General features: G+C 64.3%; 16 protein-coding genes and 1 tRNA gene. 1 reads left to right on the top strand and 16 read right to left on the bottom strand.

Annotated elements, in window-relative coordinates:
- Nucleotides 1–149: 149 nt before the first annotated feature.
- From ACFPOU_RS11435 to ACFPOU_RS11500, 14 genes are all read right to left on the bottom strand, one after another.
- Nucleotides 150–956, bottom strand: coding sequence for an enoyl-CoA hydratase/isomerase family protein (locus tag ACFPOU_RS11435; protein ID WP_379720938.1), 807 nt, complete (start codon nt 954–956; stop codon nt 150–152).
- Between the two features lie 29 nt (nt 957–985).
- Nucleotides 986–1,693 (bottom strand): ABC transporter ATP-binding protein, encoded by a 708-nt coding sequence (locus ACFPOU_RS11440; RefSeq protein WP_379720941.1) that lies wholly within the window; start codon nt 1,691–1,693, stop codon nt 986–988.
- The gene (locus tag ACFPOU_RS11445; RefSeq protein WP_379720944.1) at nt 1,686–2,444 is read right to left on the bottom strand and encodes an ABC transporter ATP-binding protein; all 759 of its coding nucleotides are present in this window, start codon (nt 2,442–2,444) and stop codon (nt 1,686–1,688) included. The genes ACFPOU_RS11440 and ACFPOU_RS11445 overlap by 8 nt, the downstream gene beginning before the upstream one ends.
- On the bottom strand, nt 2,441–3,493 hold the full coding sequence (locus ACFPOU_RS11450; protein ID WP_379720947.1) for a branched-chain amino acid ABC transporter permease: 1,053 nt from the start codon (nt 3,491–3,493) through the stop codon (nt 2,441–2,443). Before ACFPOU_RS11450 ends, ACFPOU_RS11445 begins: the two co-directional genes overlap by 4 nt.
- Nucleotides 3,486–4,379, bottom strand: coding sequence for a branched-chain amino acid ABC transporter permease (locus tag ACFPOU_RS11455; protein WP_379720950.1), 894 nt, complete (start codon nt 4,377–4,379; stop codon nt 3,486–3,488). The genes ACFPOU_RS11450 and ACFPOU_RS11455 overlap by 8 nt, the downstream gene beginning before the upstream one ends.
- A gap of 17 nt (nt 4,380–4,396) precedes the next feature.
- Entirely contained in the window at nt 4,397–5,575 is a 1,179-nt protein-coding gene (locus ACFPOU_RS11460; protein WP_379720953.1) for an ABC transporter substrate-binding protein, read from the bottom strand.
- A 32-nt stretch (nt 5,576–5,607) separates the two neighbouring features.
- Nucleotides 5,608–7,137: an AMP-binding protein gene (locus ACFPOU_RS11465; RefSeq protein ID WP_379720956.1), complete on the bottom strand. Its 1,530-nt coding sequence runs from the start codon at nt 7,135–7,137 to the stop codon at nt 5,608–5,610.
- Complete coding sequence (locus ACFPOU_RS11470; protein WP_379720959.1) at nt 7,130–7,654, bottom strand: (2Fe-2S)-binding protein; 525 nt, start codon at nt 7,652–7,654, stop codon at nt 7,130–7,132. The genes ACFPOU_RS11465 and ACFPOU_RS11470 overlap by 8 nt, the downstream gene beginning before the upstream one ends.
- Nucleotides 7,651–8,469: an FAD binding domain-containing protein gene (locus ACFPOU_RS11475; protein ID WP_379720962.1), complete on the bottom strand. Its 819-nt coding sequence runs from the start codon at nt 8,467–8,469 to the stop codon at nt 7,651–7,653. The genes ACFPOU_RS11470 and ACFPOU_RS11475 overlap by 4 nt, the downstream gene beginning before the upstream one ends.
- Nucleotides 8,466–11,465 (bottom strand): xanthine dehydrogenase family protein molybdopterin-binding subunit, encoded by a 3,000-nt coding sequence (locus tag ACFPOU_RS11480; protein ID WP_379721243.1) that lies wholly within the window; start codon nt 11,463–11,465, stop codon nt 8,466–8,468. Before ACFPOU_RS11480 ends, ACFPOU_RS11475 begins: the two co-directional genes overlap by 4 nt.
- Before the next feature lie 128 nt (nt 11,466–11,593).
- Nucleotides 11,594–12,448: a helix-turn-helix domain-containing protein gene (locus ACFPOU_RS11485; protein ID WP_379720965.1), complete on the bottom strand. Its 855-nt coding sequence runs from the start codon at nt 12,446–12,448 to the stop codon at nt 11,594–11,596.
- A 134-nt stretch (nt 12,449–12,582) separates the two neighbouring features.
- Entirely contained in the window at nt 12,583–12,705 is a 123-nt protein-coding gene (locus ACFPOU_RS11490; RefSeq protein ID WP_379720968.1) for a hypothetical protein, read from the bottom strand.
- A 72-nt stretch (nt 12,706–12,777) separates the two neighbouring features.
- On the bottom strand, nt 12,778–13,479 hold the full coding sequence (locus ACFPOU_RS11495; protein WP_379720971.1) for an alpha/beta fold hydrolase: 702 nt from the start codon (nt 13,477–13,479) through the stop codon (nt 12,778–12,780).
- Between the two features lie 11 nt (nt 13,480–13,490).
- A complete protein-coding gene (locus ACFPOU_RS11500) occupies nt 13,491–14,120 on the bottom strand; it encodes a TetR/AcrR family transcriptional regulator (RefSeq protein WP_379720974.1) in 630 nt (209 codons plus the stop codon).
- Nucleotides 14,121–14,178: 58 nt separating this feature from the next.
- On the opposite strand from ACFPOU_RS11500, the gene maiA reads away from it, so the two are divergent.
- Entirely contained in the window at nt 14,179–14,841 is a 663-nt protein-coding gene (gene maiA / locus ACFPOU_RS11505; RefSeq protein ID WP_379720977.1) for a maleylacetoacetate isomerase, read from the top strand.
- Nucleotides 14,842–15,251: 410 nt separating this feature from the next.
- Here the strand turns inward: maiA and ACFPOU_RS11510 are convergent.
- Both ACFPOU_RS11510 and rpoD read right to left on the bottom strand, forming a co-directional pair.
- Nucleotides 15,252–15,330: transfer RNA gene (locus ACFPOU_RS11510), tRNA-Ile, on the bottom strand.
- 112 nt (nt 15,331–15,442) lie between these two features.
- The gene (gene rpoD / locus ACFPOU_RS11515) at nt 15,443–17,671 is read right to left on the bottom strand and encodes an RNA polymerase sigma factor RpoD (protein ID WP_379720980.1); all 2,229 of its coding nucleotides are present in this window, start codon (nt 17,669–17,671) and stop codon (nt 15,443–15,445) included.
- Nucleotides 17,672–17,750: the final 79 nt, after the last annotated feature.

The following is a 17,750-nucleotide window of genomic DNA, read 5'->3' on the forward strand; positions in this document are numbered from 1 at the left end:
TCGATCCTTCGATTTCATTCAGGATCAGTGTGAGCATCCCGGATCATGAAGCCGATGCCAGCGCCTTGCGCACCAGGATCGGCATGTAGTCAGATTGCGGCGCAGTCGATCCCTTGCCGGCGACGACTTGATGCTTGATGTCGCGCGGATTAGCTTCCTTTGAAATCAGGCTTGCGCTTCTGGTGGAATGCCTCGACACCTTCGCGGAAGTCGTCGGACCCCCGCAGGCGGCTGTAGCAATGGCCTTCCAGTTCGATGGCGATGCCCAAGGTCGAGTCTTCGGTGTCGTTGAGGAGCTTCTTGGCGGTGCGCTGCGCGATCGGCGAGAACGCCCGCAGCTCATCGACCAAGGCGTCGGTGGCCTTTTCCAGCTCGGCATCCGGCACGCACATGGTGGCGATGCCCCAATCGTACGCCTGCTGGCCCGGCACGCGGCGCGAACGCATGACGACATCCTTGGTGCGGGTGATGCCGACCATTTTCTGCAGGCGCGCGGAACCGCCCGAGCCAGGGATCTGGCCCAGCTTCTGCTCCGGCAGCGCGTACTGCGACGTTTCGGAGACGATGCGGAAGTCGCACGCCAGCGAGATTTCAAAGCCGACACCGAAGCAAAAGCCGCGGTTGGCGGCGATCACCGGCTTGCTGCAGCGCGCCGGCGCGGCGATGTTCCACGCCAGCTTCGACACGTGCTCCGGCGTGGCCTCGAGGAAGCCGCGGATGTCGCCGCCGCTGGAGAAATGCTCGCCGATCGAGCGCAGCACGATCACGCGCACCGCCGGGTTCTCGTCGAGCGATTCAAACACCAGGCGCAGCTGGTCGCGCTGGGCCATGGAGATGATGTTGAAGGGAGGCCGTTCGAGCACGATGTCGGCGCGTTGGCGCGCGGCGTCGATGATGACGGCAAAGCCGTCGAGCTTTTCGAGCAGGGTTTGCGCGGGATGGGAGAGTTGCGACATGTCAGGTTCCTTTTTGTGTATGAGGCTAATTAAACGGCGATGGCTTCTTGCAGGGTGCTGCGGTCACTGCTCGATCCGGCGTCGCCGGACAGGATCACCTGGCCGCGTTCGAGCGCATAGAAGCGGTCAGCGACATCCAGCGCGCGCTGGACATTCTGCTCGACCAGCAGGATCGGCATGCCGTCATCGCGCAGGCCGGAGATGATGGCGAAAATTTCGTCGACGATGATCGGGGCCAGGCCTTCGGTCGGTTCGTCGATCAGCAGCAGCCGCGGCGCGCCGACCAGCACGCGCGCGATCGCCAGCATCTGCTGCTCGCCGCCGGACAGCGACGTGCCGAGCTGCTGCCGGCGCTCTTTCAAGCGCGGGAAGCGCTCGTAGGCCTGTTCGAGCACCACGCGCGATTCGGCCTTGCTGCGGCCCGGGCACTGCAGGAAACCGAGCGTGAGGTTCTCTTCGACCGTCAGGCCGGGAAAGATGCGGCGGTCTTCCGGCACCAGGCCGAGGCCCAGGCGGCAGATGCGGTCCGGTGCCAGCGGGCCGATGTCGGCGCCGTCGAAGCGGACGATGCCGGAGCTCGGCTTGACCCAGCCGGCGACGGTTTTCATGACGGTGGTCTTGCCGACGCCGTTGCGGCCGCACAGCACCACCACTTCGCCGGCGCCGACCGTCAGCGACACGCCTTGCAGCACGTGGGAGAGGCCATAGTGGGTATGGACGTTGTCGAGTTCAAGCATGGTGGCTCCCCTGTCCAAAATAGGCGGCCTGCACCGCCGGATTGGCCCGCACCGCGGCCGGCAGGCCCTCGGCCAGCTTGGCGCCCTGCGTCATGACAACGACGTGGTCGGACAGATTCATCACCAGGCCGACGTCGTGCTCGACCAGCAGGATCGACAGGTCGCCCGCCAGCGACTTGATCATCGCGCCGGTTTCCTCGGTGTCGGCATGCGACATGCCCTGGGTCGGTTCGTCGAGCAGCAGCATGCTTGGCCGGCAGGCCAGCGCCACCGCGATCTCGAGCCGGCGCTGTTCGCCGTGCGACAGGTAGCCGGCCAGTTCGTGCGCCTTGGCCGACAGGCCGAACTGTGCGATCAGTTCTTCGGCGCGCTGCAGCGCGATGACGCTGCGGCGCACCGGCAGCAGCGCGCGCGTCGGCGCTTCCAGTGCCTGCGCGGCCAGGCGCAGGTTTTCGAACACCGACAATTCGAAGAACAGGTTGGTGATCTGGAACGAGCGCGCCAGGCCAGCCTTCATCAGACGGTCCGGCCCGCGCGCGGTGACGTCCTGGCCATTGAAAGTGACCTTGCCGCTGCTGGGACGTATGGCGCCGCTGATCAAGTTGAACAAGGTGCTTTTGCCGGCGCCGTTCGGCCCGATCACCGAGGTGATGTGGCCGCGCCTGGCGTCAAAGCTGACGTTGTTCACGGCGGTCAGGGCGCCGAAGCGCACCGTCAGGTCGCGTACCGACAGCACGATCTGGTCGTTCATGGACGCTCCTTTCGCGACAGCCACGCTTCGAGGCGCGGGCGCAGGTAGCCGATCAGGCCCTTGGGGAAGAAGATCACCGAAATCATGAACAGCACGCCGATGACGATCAGATGGTGTTCGGTGTACGAGCCGACAATCGATTTCAGCGCGGACAGGATCACGCTGCCATACAGCGGCCCGATCAGGGTGCCGACGCCGCCGAGGATGACGGTGATGACGGCGTTGCCGGAAGCCTGGAAGAACATCAGCTCGGGCGAGACGAACCCGCGCAGCATCGGATACAGGGCGCCGGACATGGCGGTGACGTTGGCGGCCAGGATGAAGGCGAGCAGCTTGTAGCGCTGCGCCGAAAAGCCAAGGAAAGGCACGCGGTGTTCGTTGGCCTTGATCGCCACCACCAGGCGCCCGGCGGGTGTTTGCAGCAACGCTTCCAGAGCGAAGTACATGGCCATGATCAGCACCAGCACCAGCAGGAAGAAGCTGCCGGCGTTGCTGCTGTCGACCGTGAACAGCAGGAAGTTGGCCTGCACCACAGGGATGCCGATAATACCGTCCGAGCCGCCCAGTTGACGCGTGTTGAACACCACTTTCGATGCCACCTCGGCGAGACCGAAGGTGATCAGCGCGAAGTAGACGCCACGGGCGCGGATGGCGATGATACCGGCGATGCTGCCGACGACGGTCGCTGCCACCAGTACGGTTCCGAGCGCCAGCCAGAACGAGGCAGTCCATTCCTTCAGCACCAGCCCGGAGACGTAGGCGCCGAGCCCGAAGAACAGCGCGTGGCCGAGCGACAGCAGGCCGGCAAACCCGAGCAACAGGTCCACCCCCATCGCGAAGCCGCCGTAGATCAGCGCCTCGGTGGCGAGGCGAAAGAAGAACACATCCTTGAGCGCGGCGGCGACGACGGCGAACACCAGCGCCAGCGCGATGAACAGGAAGGCGAAGTAACGCACCGCGTTGCGGGCGGTGCGCTCGCGGCGGGCGACTGCGCCGAGCACTGGCGCGAGTTTGGCATGACGGCCGATTGGAGCGACGTTATCAAGCATGACCGAGCCTCCCGAACAGTCCTTGCGGACGCACCATCAGCACCGCCACCATGATGGCGAACACCAGCGGGTCGGTCCACGACGGCGAAATGTACAAGCTGGCGATGGCCTGGATCTGGGTCAGCACCAGGCCCGCTATCACCGCGCCCTTGATGCTGCCAAGGCCGCCGACGATGACGACGCTGAACGCCATCAGAATGAAGTCCTTGCCCATGGTCGGGAACACCGAGTACACCGGGGCGAGCAGCACGCCCGATAAGGCGGCCAGCGCGACGCCGAAGGCGAAGGTGCCGGCGTAGACGTGCGAGACCGGCACGCCAAGCGACGACGCCATGTTCTTGTCGAAGGCGGCGGCGCGCACCATCGCGCCCAGGCTGGTGCGGTAGACCACCAGCCAGACGACCAGGATGATGGCAGTACCGATCGCCATCAGGAACAGGCGGTAGTTGGGGAAGAACATGCCGGCGATTTCGCTGGCGCCCTCGATCGGCGTGGCGGCGGTCAGCGCCTGCGGGCCGTAGAATACCTTGAACAGGTCTTCCATGATGATCGCCAGGCCGAACGTCAGCAGCAGCGTCAGGATGTGGCGGTCCTTGTGGTGGAACACGCGCTGGATCAGCATGCGTTCGAACAGGTAGCCGATCGGCGCCATGATTAGCGGCACCAGCAGCAGCATCAGCCAGAAGTTGACGCCGGCCGCGGCCAGGCTCACGCCCAGGTAGGCGCCGAGCGCGTAGAACTCGCCGTGCGCCATGTTGATGACGTCGAGCAGGCCGAAGATGATCGTCAGCCCGAGCGCCATCAGGATCACGGCCACGCCGATCGACAGACCATTGACGACCTGCGGCGCGAGCACGAATTGCAGTGTGTCGATAAAGCCACCCATGATTTCCTCTCAGCCGATCAAAACTTGGTGCAAGTATCGGGACCGATCGCGGCGTCGCCGGCGACTTTACTCAGGATCTTGAACTTCCCGTTGGTCATCTGCGTCGCGTACATGTCCTGGATCGCCTGGTGGTCGCCCGCGCGCATGGTTTTCTTACCCTGCGGGGTCATCCATTCGAGTCCGCGCATCGCCGTGCGGACCTTGTCGGTATCGGTGCTCTTGGCCTTCTCGACCGCCGCCTTGTAGAAGAACATCACGCCGTACGAGTCGGCGCCGTACAGGTCGGGCGCTGCCTTGGCGAACTCGGTGAACGCCTTGACGAATTTCTGGTTCTCCGGCAGGTCGATTTCGACCGAGTAGCCGACGCCGGTGACGAAGCCCTCGCCGGCCTTGCCGACCGCCGCCAGGTTCTGCGACGTCAGCGTGCCGGAGGCGCCCACCACGGTCATGTTCTTCAGCAGGCCATACTGGGACATCTGGTTAAACAGGCGCACCGCGTCGTTGCCGGCCACCGAGGTGTACATCACATCTGGGCGCGCGGCGCGCACCTGGCCGAAAAATGGCGAATAGTCCTTGTTTTCGAGTGGGGCGAACACCTCCCCGACGGTCTTGGCGCCCTTCTTCTCGGCCGCGCTCTTGAACGCGGCGACGGTGCTGCGGCCCATTTCATAATCCGGGCCGAGGTAGAACAGTTTGGCGTTCGGTTTGGACTTGCTGAGCCACTCGGCCAGCGCGGCCGATTGCTGACCGGCCTTGGCGTTGACGCGGAATACGTTGGGCGAGCACTTGTCGCCAGTGATCGCGTCTGAGAACGACACCGTGGTCGCGATCAGGCGGTTGTTACGCTCGGCGAGCTGGCCAACCGCCAGCGTCGAGGCCGAATTGACGGTGCCGGTCAGGAAGTCGACCTTCGACACCTGGAACAGCTTTTCCGCTTTCGGGACGGCGACCGACGGATTGGCTTCCTCGTCCTCGAACAGCAGTTCGACCTTGCGGCCCATGATGCCACCGGCGGCGTTGATTTCCTTGGTCGCCAGTTCAAGGCCCCATTTGACCTGCTGGCCCAGCGCCGAATAAGTGCCCGACAGCGGCGTGACGACGCCGATGCGGATCGGCGTTTCCTGCGCGGACGCAGCGGTGGCAAAACCGGCCAGGATCGAGGCGGCCAACAGCTTGCGTGCGAATACGGTTTTCATGGTGTCTCCTTTATTGTTTAGACTGGAAAAAATCACTTCGGTGCTTCGGCTTCGTATTCGTTGGCGACTAATTTTCGACGCAGCAGTTTGCCGACCGGGGAACGCGGTACTTCCACGACGAAGACGTAGGCGCGCGGGCGCTTGAAGTTCGCCAGGCCGGAGGTGCGGCAGTGGGCATCGAGTTCGGCTTCGGTGACCGCTGCGCGGCGCTTGACGAAAGCGGTGACGCACTGGCCCCAGCGCGGATCCGGCAGGCCCACCACCGCCACCTCGTCGACGGCCGGATGCAGCGACAGCAGGCTCTCGATCTCGACCGGCGAGATGTTCTCGCCGCCGCTGATGATCATGTCGTCGGTGCGGCCGGAAACGAACAGGTCGCCGTCGCGGTCGAGGTAGCCGGTGTCGCCAGTGAAGTACCAGCCGCCGCGCAGCGCCTTGGCGTTCGCGTCGGGCCGGTTCCAGTAGCCTTCGAAGGATTCGTCGCCGGCCAGGTCGGCGATGATCTCGCCTTCCTCGTAGCGCTCGGCCGGCAGGTCCGGGTTACCGCCGTCGAGCCGCACCACGCGCAGGCGCTGGTTGATACCGGCGCGCCCGGCGCTGCCAGGCTTCTTGACGGCGTCCGGGTCGATGCTGAAGGTGTACACCTCGGACGAGCCATAGTGGTTGACGAACAGTTCGGGCTCGAACAGCGCATCGAGTTTTTTCAGCAGCGCCTCGTTCATCGAGGCGCCGGCAAACCCCAGCTTGCGCACCGACGACAGGTCGGTGGTGGCGCAGTTGGGATGGGCGATGACGTCGTGGTACAGCGTCGGCACCAGGTACAGGTTGGTGATGCGCTCGGCCTCGATCGCCGCCAGCACCGCCACCGGGTCAAATTTGGGAACGCAGACGAAGCAGCCGTCGACCAGCGCCATCGCCAGCAGTGAACGTACGCCCATGGTATGATACAGCGGCATCACGCCAAGGGTGCGCTCGAAGCGGCCGTACTGGTTCTGGGCGACGTGCGCCAGCGCGGCGGCGCGTTCGTGGCGGTGGCGGCGCGGCACGCCCTTTGGTTTACCGGTGGTGCCGGAGGTGTACAGCATCAGCGACCAGTCGTCGGCGCCGGCGTTCAGCAGGTGCGCGGCGGGCAGCGCCGCCAGCAGGTGCTCGAACGCCAGCGTGGCGCCTTCGGCGGCGCCGACCGCAATGCGCGGCAAGCCCTGGGCGACGGCGGAATCGCGTACCGCGTCGGCCGAGACGTCCTGGAACACGATGGCGCGGGCGTTGGCGTCGCCGGCGCAGTAGTCGATTTCGTCCGGCTTGGCGCGCCAGTTCAGCGGGGTGACGATGATGCCGGCGAACTGGCATGCCCAGTGCAGCGTGGCCATCTCCCAGCGGTTCTGCAGCAGCGCGATCAGATGGTCGCCGCGCTGTAGTCCGATCCCTTGCAGGCCAGTCGCCACTGCGGCGACGCGCTCGAACCATTCACCGTAGGTCAGGCGCAGGTCGCCGTCCACCAGCGCCAGCTGGCCCGGACTGCGTTCTACCGATGCGAGAAAACTGCGGCCCAAATCAAGCATGTTGTGTACTCCCGATAATGGCCGCCTGGCGTTGCGCTGCGACGTCGAGCACGGCGTTGACAATATTGGTGTAGCCGGTGCAGCGGCACAGGTGGCCCGACAGCATGTCGCGCACCTGCTGCTCGCTCGGCGCAGGCACGCGTTCGAGGAAATGGCTGCACGACATCAGGATGCCGGCGGTGCAAAAGCCGCACTGCAGCGCGTGATGGCGTTTGAAGGCTGCCTGCAGGTCGCCCAGCTCCGCACCCGCGCCATGGTTCAGGCCTTCGACGGTGTCGACGCGGCGGCCGTCGGCCTGCACCGCCAGCTGCATGCAGGAGCGCTGGGCGACGCCGTCGACGCGTACGGTGCAGGCGCCGCAGATGCCGTGCTCACAGCCGACGTGGGTGCCGGTGGCGCCCAGCTTATGGCGCAGGAAGTCCGACAGCAGCATGCGCGCTTCGGCCGGCGCGCTGCGCGTCACGCCATTGAGCGTGATGGTCACCGGAAACTCGATGTTTTTTTCGTAGTGTTTCATGTGCCTGCCTTTTGAATCAGTTGACGGCCCAGCTGGCGCACCAAGTGGCGCCGGTATTCGGCGCTGGCGTGGCCGTCGCTCTGGGCTTCGAGCTCCCAGGCGAAATCGTTGAGCGCGGTGTCGAGGTCATCGCCGGAGATGCGCGCCCAACGTTTCCGGGCCGGGCGGTCGGCAACGCCGCCGACAGTCAGCTCGATTGCGCTGTCGCTGACCACCGCGGCCAGCGCGACGATGGCGAAGTCGCCGTGGCGCATCGACACTTCCTGGAATGCGTAGCGCGCGCCCTGCTGCTGCAGCGGGAAGCGCACTTCTTCGACGATTTCGCCGGGGCGAACGGCCGTCATCAGCATCCCCTGGAAGAAGTCGTCGGCTTTCAGCACGCGGCGGCCGGACTGCGAGCGCAGCACCACTTCGCCCTGCAGCGCGGTCAGGCACAGCGGCAGCTCGGCGCTCGGGTCGGCATGTGCGACCGAGCCGCAGACGGTGCCGCGGTTGCGGATCTGGAAGTGCGAGATCCATGGCAGCGCCAGCGCTAGCAACGGCACCTCGGAGGCCAGCGTGGCGCGCGTTTCGACGCTGGCCTGGGTGGCCGCGGCGCCGACGGCCAGATGGCCGTTCTCGACGCGTACGTAATCGAGGTCCTGGCAGCGCGAGATATCTACCAGCATGGCCGGCTGCGCCAGGCGAATGTTTAGCATCGCCATCAGCGACTGGCCGCCAGCCAGGATCTTGGCGTCCTCGCCGTGGCGGGCCAGCAGGCTCACCGTCTCTTGCGCGCTGTCGGCACGGATGTAATCGAATGCGGCCGGCTTCATTTGGACACTCCCAGCGCATGCAGGATGCGCTGCCACAGCGAGCGCTTGGGCGCGGCGACGCCGCCGCCGGCCTGGCGCCCCAGTTGTTCGAACAGCTGGCGCAGAACGATCTTGGCGGCGCCCTCCAGCATGCGTCCGCCCACCGCAGCGACCTTGCCGCTGACGGCGGCGCTGTAGTCATAGCTGAGCAGCGTGCCGGATCCTGCCGGCTGGAGCTGGATGCGGCCCGCGCCTTCGGCCGCGCCGAGGGAGCTGACGCCTTTGCCGCCCAGCGCCAGTCCATGCGGCGGATCGAGGTCGGACAAGCGAATCTCGGCAGCGTAGCGCGCCTTGACCAGGCCAATGCCGATGGTGACGTCGGCGCGGTAGTGGTTCTCGCCGACTTTCTCCAGTGCGTGGCAGCCGGGGATGACCTTGACCAGCGCGTCCGGGTCAAGCAGCACCGCGTACACCTGCTCCGGCGTGGCGGGCAGTTCGACCGAGCCGGACATCGACAGCGCGTGGCCGCCTTGTGGCGCTTTCACTGGCGCCGCCGCGCGCGGCTTGCTCGGCGGCGGATCGCCGGCGCCGAGCAGCGCGTGGATCTTCGACGGCGTCAGCGGCAGGCGCAGGTCGGCCACGCCCAGAGCATCGGCAACCGCGTTGGCGATGCAGACGGGCGTACTCATGTTGTTGCCTTCGCCGAGGCCCTTGGCGCCCAGAGGCGTGAACGGCGACAGCGTTTCGATGTGGACGATGACGGGCTCCGGCACTTCGCAGGCGGTCGGCACCAGGTAGTCGGCGAAGGTGCCGGACTTGAAGCTGCCATCGCTGCCGTAGTCGAAGTGCTCCATCAGCGCCGCGCCCAGGCCTTGGGCAAAGGCGCCGCGGATCTGGCCGTCGGCCAGCGCCGGATTCAGGATGCGGCCGGCGTCGTGCGACGTGACATAGCGGTCGATGCGTACCTGGCCGGTGACCTTGTCGACTTCGACCGCGCAGATGTCGAACACGAAGCCGTATGCGGCCGAGCTGTTGATGACGTCGTTGTCATCGGGCGCCTGCAGCTGGACCGGCGTCCAGAACACGGTTTCGCGAATGCCAGGCGCCATCCCTTCAGGCAGACTGGCCGGCGACCAGTGCGCCGCACCGGCGACGCGGTGGAACGGCAGCTTGGTGCCGGGATAGGCGCGCGAGAACACCTTGCGGCCTTCGAACACGATGTCGGCGGGGGGCACGTTTAGGATCGAGGCGGCGATATGCGCCAGCTTGGCGCGCACTTGAATCGCGGTCAGGTGCACCGTGCCGGCGACGGCGCCGGCGAAGCGGCTCGAGTAATTGCCGGCGGCGATAGACCAGCCGTCCTTTTGCGTATCGAGTTCGGCGTTCACCAGCACATCCGATGGTTCGAGGCCGAGCACGTCGGCGACCACCTGCGCGACGACCGTGCGGTGGCCCTGCCCCTGCGGCACCGAATCGATCATCACGCTAACGCTGCCGAGCGCGTCGACGGCGACGGTGGCGCTGGTGTTGGCGCCGTTCTTCGGGCCCGCCTTGGCGCGTTCGGCCGGCGTCAGCGCGGTGGTGATGTAGCCCATGTTGGAGATCGATGGCTCGACCACGGCGGCGTAGCCGATGCCGTACAAGCGTCCCTCGCCGCGCGCCTGATCGCGCCGCGCTTTCAGTTCTTCCAGGCCGCCCCGCTCGACCGCCATCGCCAACGACAGCTGGTAGTTGCCCGAGTCGTAGAGCGAGCCGGCCGGCGCGCGGTAAGGGAAAGCGTCGGCGCCGATCATGTTGCGGCTGATGACGTCGAGCGGGTCGAGGCCAAGTTCCACCGCGATGCGCTGCATCAGGCGCTCCAGCGCGAAATACACTTGCGGCCCGCCGAAGCCTCGCACCAGGCCGGACGGGGTTTTATTGGTCAGCACGACCTTGTTATGCACTTCCAGGTTTTGCACCTTGTAGGCGCCGGTCAGCATGCCGTGCATGCGGTAGAAGGTGGCCGGCTCGGGCGCGCGCAGGTAGGCACCGCAGTCGTCGATCTGGTGGTAGCGCAGCGCGGTGACTTCGCCCTCGGGCGTGACCGCCGCCTCAATGGTGGTGACGCGGTTGGTCGAGGCGACCGATGCCTGCAGGTGCTCGAGGCGGTCTTCGATCCACTTGACAGGCGCGCCCGCCTTGCGCGAGGCGAGGCACAGCAGCACGATGTAGGTCGACACGGCCTGCTTGGTGCCGAAGCTGCCGCCGGAGTCGCGCGGCGCGCGCAGCCGTAGCCGGGTGCCGCCGACCTTCAGCGAGCGCGCCATCACCGGCTGCAGCGCAAACGGTCCCTGGAAATTCGACATGACGTCGTAGCCCTCGTCGCCCGACAGATATTCGGCAACGACGGCGAAGCATTCGATCGGCGTGCAGGAGTTGCGCGGGTAATGCACCTTGATGCTGACCGTGCGCGCGGCATCGGCGAAGGCGGCGGCTGGCTCGCCGTACGAGAAATGGCGCTCGTTGACCAGATTCGTGCCGACCGCAGCGTGCAGCACCGGCGCGGAAAGCTCCAGCGCGGCCTCGGGATCGACCACCGCCTGCAGCTGACGGTACTCGACCTTGATCAGTTCCAGCGCATCTTCAGCGATGTAGCAGCTTTCGGCCATCACCACCGCAACCGGCTCGCCGACGTAGCGGGCGCGCTCGATTGCCATCGACCAGTGCTCCATCGGCTGCTTGACGCCGACCGCGAACGGTGTCGACCAGGCGGCGACGTCGGCGCCGGTCAGCACCGCACGCACACCGGGCAGCGCCAGCGCGGCGCTGCTGTCGATCGCCACGATCTCGGCGTGGCCGTGCGGGGAACGCAGGATGGCAGCGTGCAGCGTGCCCGGCTTGACACCGATGTCGTCGGCGTAGCTGCCACGCCCTGTCAGCAGGGCGGCGTCTTCAACGCGGGGCAGCGCCTTGCCGACGTATCCGCCTGGCGCGGCATCGGCCGCCGCGGCGAAACCTTCGACTGGCACTGAGGAAATCTGATTCACTTGGATACCCTTCTTGCGGCATGGCTGATGCAAAAAGTGTATTCCTGGGTGGTGCGAAAGCTGTTACCCGTGGGTGTTTGGATTTACCGTACAGTCGCTTTTTTTACTGGACAGGGCGGTCAGTGGTGGTCGTACAGATCGACTACTTTGCGGTACTGGCTGGGCATCGCGCCCATGTGCTGCTGAAAAAAACGCGTGAAGTGGCTCTGCGCGCTGAAGCCGAGGCTGTCGGACAGGGTGACCAGCGGCAGGCGCGTTTGGGTCAGGCCCACAATCGCTTTTTCCATGCGCAGCACATTGACGTACAGGTTAGGCGTCAGACTGGTGTCCTGCTGGAACAGCTTAAAGAAATGAGCGCGCGACAGGCACGCCTCCGACGCCATCTTGTCGATATCGAGTTCGGCGCCGACGTTGGCGCGCATATAGGTGATGGCGCGGCGGATGCGCGGGTCGGCAATGCGCGGCAGGTCGGCCTTGCGCAAGTCGTTCAGGTGGCGCCACTCCGAAAACGCGTCGATCACCGCGATCATCAAATTCGACAACTCGACTTCCAGCTTCTGGGCGCTGAGCTGGTCGCCATACAGCATCTGCATCGCCAGCTGGTTGGACAGGTTGCGGATCGGTTTGGAGATTTCGACGCAGGACTGCGGGAAGAAGCCCGGCTGGCCGCTGGAGATGAGGACTCGCTCGATCTCGCCCAGCCACAGCGGTTCGATGTACAGCGCCAGGATGATGGTGCCGGGCGCATCCGGATTATGGTGAGTGTAAGCGTGCGGCTCCCACGAGTTGATCAGCACCGCGGTCTGGTCCGTCAGCGGATAGGACTTGTCGCGGACGGTAAACGAGGTGTCCTCGCCGCTGACCTTGATCAGCACGTGGCACTGCGAATGGCCATGGGTGACCAGCGGGCGATCCATGTCGAGCAGGCATACCCGCCCGAACTTTCCTTGTAACACGCGTACGGCTGCTGACATGCCTGTCTCCTGGCGCTGACGGCCATTCGGCGCCGGATCGAATCCGGGCCGTGGCGCGCTCTTGTGGCGGTCCATTTTTATTCGTGACGGCGGCGTATTAATGCATTTCGCAAAAATTTGAGCCACCAAACTAATCAATGATGCACGAAAAACGTGCAGCGCGCACGTATAGCAGACAATGTACCAATCGTGATGGTGGCGGCGCCGCGCTCGATGAAGAAGCTGGGCGTGCCGTCCTTGGTCGTGATTGTATTCATAGCGTATTCCGCTTGTGCTTTGCAGCGTGGCTCGAAAAGGTAACGAATTGCGAATCCGGGTTCCGCTTTCGCCTATCTGGCGGGATGCGGCTGCGGTGCGTTCTCACCGAGAAAAGCGTGGAACAACGCGGCCGCCCGCGCCGGCTGCTCCAGCGACGGCAAGTGACCGCATTGCTGCATCAGTTCAAAGCGCGCGTGCGGCATCACTTGCGCGAGCTGCTGCCCGCGCGCCGGTGGTGCGATCGGATCTTCGTCACCGGTCAGTATCAGCGCCGGCATGCGCAGTTCGCTTAGCCTGGACCAGATATCGTCCCGGCTCGCCAGCGCACGCGCCTGCGCCGCGCCAGCCGGCGCGCCGACGCGGTGCGCCATGGCTTTGAAGGCGGCACTTGCTGCGTGATCAGCCGGCCGTACGACGATTCCTGCCAAAAAATCGACGATCGCGTCTGGCGTCGCGTCGAGTCCGGCGGCAAGATCGGGCCCGCCGGCGGCTGGAGCGCTGGCATCGCAGCCCATCAGCCAAAGCGAGGAAACACGTTCCGGCGCTGCGAGGGCAATTGCCAGCGCCACATTGGCGCCGTAGGAGGTGCCGACCAGCGCAAACGTGCGCGGCGCGCGCGCAAGAATATCAGCGGCGCTATCGGCCAAATTCGCTTGTGGCGACATCAAGACTTGCGGTTCGATCACATCGCCGAGGACGGCGATCACATCTCGGTACAGCATTTCGTCGCACAGCAAGGCGGGGATGAACACAGTAGGCAGGCGTAGTGACATGGGTGGCTCCGTTAAGTAGAAGGCGTGGTATCGGCGAGCAGCAGCTGCGCCTGGCTCAATATGGTCAGTAGCTCCGGTACCGGCAGGCCGGCTTTGCGCAGCGTGATAGTGCCGATCGTCAGCGCCAGCAAGGCAGCGGCGCGCGATTGCGCAAGCGCCGGGGTAAATCCGGCCCGCTCGAGCAAGCCGACGACCAGCGCGCCGGTACGGGCGACGTGGCGCTGAGCGAAGGCCGCCAGCGCCTCGTCGTGCGGTGCAAGTTCCGTCACGCTATTGACAAAGAAACAGCCACGGCGGCCGGCATCGACTTCGGCAATCGCCGCCAGTACGGCGTGGACGGCCTCGACGGCGGGCATGGACGACGCCACGGTCTCGAGCCTGGCAAATAACTCATCGGCGTAGAGTTCGACAGCAGCCATCATCACGGCGTGCTTGGAACCGAAGCAGGCATAAAAACTCGACCGGCTCAAGTGCATGGCAGCGGTCAGATCGTCGAGCGAGGTTGCCTGGTACCCTTTATCCCAGAATACCGCTAGCGCATCCCTGAGCGCTTCGGCAGGCACGAACTGGCGTGGCCGCCCCATCACGGGGGAGGTCTGTTGTGTGAGGCTGTGTGTGGGTTGATGTAAAAGTCTGGACATGGTTATAATTATAGATCAATTAGTCCACATGTACGTTTGACCTCAAAGGAAATCAGCCATGACCACGCAATCCACGTTCGAACTGTATGCTTACTGGCGCACCTCGGCCACCTACCGGGTGCGCGTCGCCCTCAACCTGAAGGGACTGACGGCGAACGAACGGATCGTCAATATCGATGCCGGGGAGCAGCGCGACGAAAAATTTTTGAAGATCAACCCACTCGGCGCGATCCCAGCCTTGGTTGAGATCGGACATGCGCCGCTGACACAGTCGTTGGCGATCTTGGAATTTCTGGACGAATTCCAGCCAGCGCCGCCATTGCTGCCGCAGGACCTGCATGGGCGCGCCCGAGTCCGCTCAATCGCCGCAATGCTCGCTGCCGATACGCATCCGCTGATCACGGGGCGCGTCAAAAAATACTTGACTGCCGCTGCTGGAATGGACGACACGGCTTGGCGTGCATGGCAGATCCAGTGGTTTGGGACCGGCTTGGCCGCGCTCGAGCAACGTCTTGCCGCCGAGCCGCAGACAGGCGTGTTTTGTCATGGCGACACGCCGACGATGGCCGACATCTGTCTGGCCAGCATTGTGGAAATGGTGAGGATTTTTAAGATTACGATTCCGGATACGCCGACGATCGACCGCATCATGGCGGCCTGCGACGCCCATCCGGCGTTCGCTGCGGCTACGCCGAGCCGGCAGGCAGGCGCTCCGGCCTGACGGACAGCTCGAGAAAAGGCCCGAACCGGCGAAATCATTCCCCGTGCGAGCTGGCGAATTTGCCGGACTACTCGCGGCTCTGCCAAACAACTAAGCAGAATATGCAGATGAGATCGACTAACAGACGTTGACTTGGCAAGGAAGGTTCGTGGGGGACGTGGTCTCGATAACACCAGCTCCGGGCCGCGCTGTGCCGGCACATTCACTGCTCCACGGAGATGCGCCACGACACCTCCAAATAAGCCATTGAAGCAAAAGCAGCGCGCGTTTAGTCGGTCGCATCTGGCAGGACGCCTCCTACCTGTTGCCCCGCCTTAATCGGGCCTTTCTTTCTTCCTACACTACCCTTACACGGCCCCTTCAGCCTACTTTTTCAAACTTGCCGGATCGAGCCAAGCCCTTATTCTATATGGTGGGCCTCCCGTGAGTCGAACACGGCACCAACGGATTATGAGTCCGCTGCTCTAACCAGGCATGAGCTAGAGGCCCAAACTTGTTACAGATGGGAAGAAGAATCTCGCCACCGCGCTGCGGTGTCCCGAACGAAGTGGCGAGAGGATATTGCTTTTACTGTTGCGCCGTCAAGCTTTAGCTGATCGGATCAGCTGCTGCCTTCCAGGAAGCTCTTCAGCTTGTCCGAACGCGAGGGATGGCGCAGCTTGCGCAGGGCCTTCGCTTCGATCTGGCGGATGCGCTCGCGGGTGACGTCGAATTGCTTGCCGACTTCTTCCAGCGTGTGGTCGGTCGACATTTCGATGCCGAAACGCATGCGCAACACCTTCGCTTCGCGCGGGGTCAGCGAATCGAGCACGTCCTTGACCACGCCGCGCATCGAGGCGTGCAGGGCCGCATCCGACGGGGCCAGCGTGTTGTTGTCCTCGATGAAGTCGCCCAGATGCGAATCGTCGTCGTCGCCGATCGGCGTTTCCATCGAAATCGGCTCTTTCGCGATCTTCATGATCTTCCGGATTTTGTCTTCCGGCATTTCCATCTTGATCGCGAGGGTGGCCGGATCCGGCTCGGCGCCCGTCTCTTGCAAGATCTGGCGCGAGATGCGGTTCATCTTGTTGATCGTCTCGATCATGTGCACCGGAATACGGATCGTGCGCGCCTGGTCGGCGATCGAGCGGGTAATGGCCTGGCGGATCCACCACGTCGCATAGGTCGAGAATTTATAACCGCGGCGGTATTCGAACTTGTCCACCGCCTTCATCAGGCCGATGTTGCCTTCCTGGATCAGGTCGAGGAATTGCAGGCCGCGGTTGGTGTATTTTTTCGCGATCGAGATCACCAGGCGCAGGTTGGCCTCGGTCATTTCGCGCTTGGCCTTGCGCGCCTTCATTTCCCCGGCCGCCATCTGGCGGTTGATGTTGCGCAAGTCCGGCAGCGGCAGCACGACGCGCGCCTGCAGATCGATCAGGCGTTGCTGCAATTCCTTGATCGTCGGGATGTTGCGGCCCAGGATGGCGCTGTAGGCGTGGCCGGCGTTGACTTCGCCGTCGACCCATTCCAGGTTCGTCTCGTTGCCCGGGAAGACCTTGATGAAGTGCGCGCGCGGCATGCCGCAGCGGTTCACGGCCACGTCGAGGATCTGCTTTTCGATGTGGCGCACTTCGTCGACCTGGCCGCGCAGGGTGTCGCACAGCTTTTCGACGACTTTCGCCGTGAAGCGGATGCCCAGCAGTTCATCGGAAATGGCTTCCTGCGCCTTGACGTAGGCTTTCGAGTTGTAGCCGTCTTTCTCGTAAGCCTTGCGCATCTTGTCGAACTGCTGCTCGATGGTGCTGAACTTGGCCAGGGCCGACTGTTTCAGCGCTTCGAGCTGCTCGGCGGAATAGCCGGCCGCGCCGGGGGTGGCGGCGGCTTCTTCTTCCTCGCCCTCTTCCTCGGCTTCGTCGTCTTCGTCCTCCTCGTCCATGCCGTCGCCGGCAGGGGCCACGGCCGATGGCGAGGTTTCTTCGGCGCCCTCGGCGTCGACCAGGCCGTCGACGATCTCGTCGATCTTGATTTCGTCGGCTTCGATGCGCTGGGCGGCCGAGATGATTTCGGCGATCGTGACCGGACAGGCCGAGATGGCCTGGATCATGTCGCGCAGGCCGTCTTCGATGCGCTTGGCGATCTCGATTTCGCCCTCGCGCGTCAACAGCTCGACCGAGCCCATCTCGCGCATGTACATGCGGACCGGGTCGGTGGTGCGGCCGAAGTCGGAGTCGACGGTGGACAGCGCCGCTTCGGCGGCGGCCTCGGCTTCGTCATCGCTGGTGACGGTGGCGACATTGTCGGACAGCAGCAGCGTTTCGGCATCGGGCGCGTGTTCGTACACGGCAATGCCCATGTCGTTGAACGTGCCGATGATGCCTTCGATCGCTTCCGGATCGACGATGTTGTCGGGCAGGTGGTCGTTGATTTCCGCATAAGTGAGGAAACCGCGTTCCTTGCCGTTCTTGATCAGCGTCTTGAGCTTCTGGCGCCGCAGCTCGATCTCTTCCTCGCTCGCTTCGGTGTCCGAGGCGAACGCATCTTTCAGCAGAGCTTTTTCCTTGGCTTTGCGGTCCTTCGCCTTGGCCTTGTCAACGGCTTTCAGTTCGGCGCGTTCGACGGCATTGAGCGCGGCGACTTCGTCGTTCTCAGGCGTAAATTCTTTTGGCTTGCGACCGCGGCGCCCCGGGACTTTCACGGACGGCAGCACGTAGCCCGACGTATCGATGGCGGCCAATGCGGCGGCATCGGTGGTCTGGCTGACGACCGGCGCGGTGGCCGCTGTGCGAACATCCGCCTTGTCTTGCGCGTTGTCTGCCTGGGCAGACGCTCTGGTGGGTTTGGCAGCCACTTTGGGTTCGGGTTTCTTGGTTGGCACAGGCGCTTTCGATGTCACAACGACGAACTTTACGATGGTTAAAGATAAAGTT

The sequence above is a fragment of the Massilia jejuensis genome (assembly GCF_042656795.1).
Classification (GTDB): Bacteria; Pseudomonadota; Gammaproteobacteria; order Burkholderiales; family Burkholderiaceae_D; genus Telluria; species Telluria jejuensis.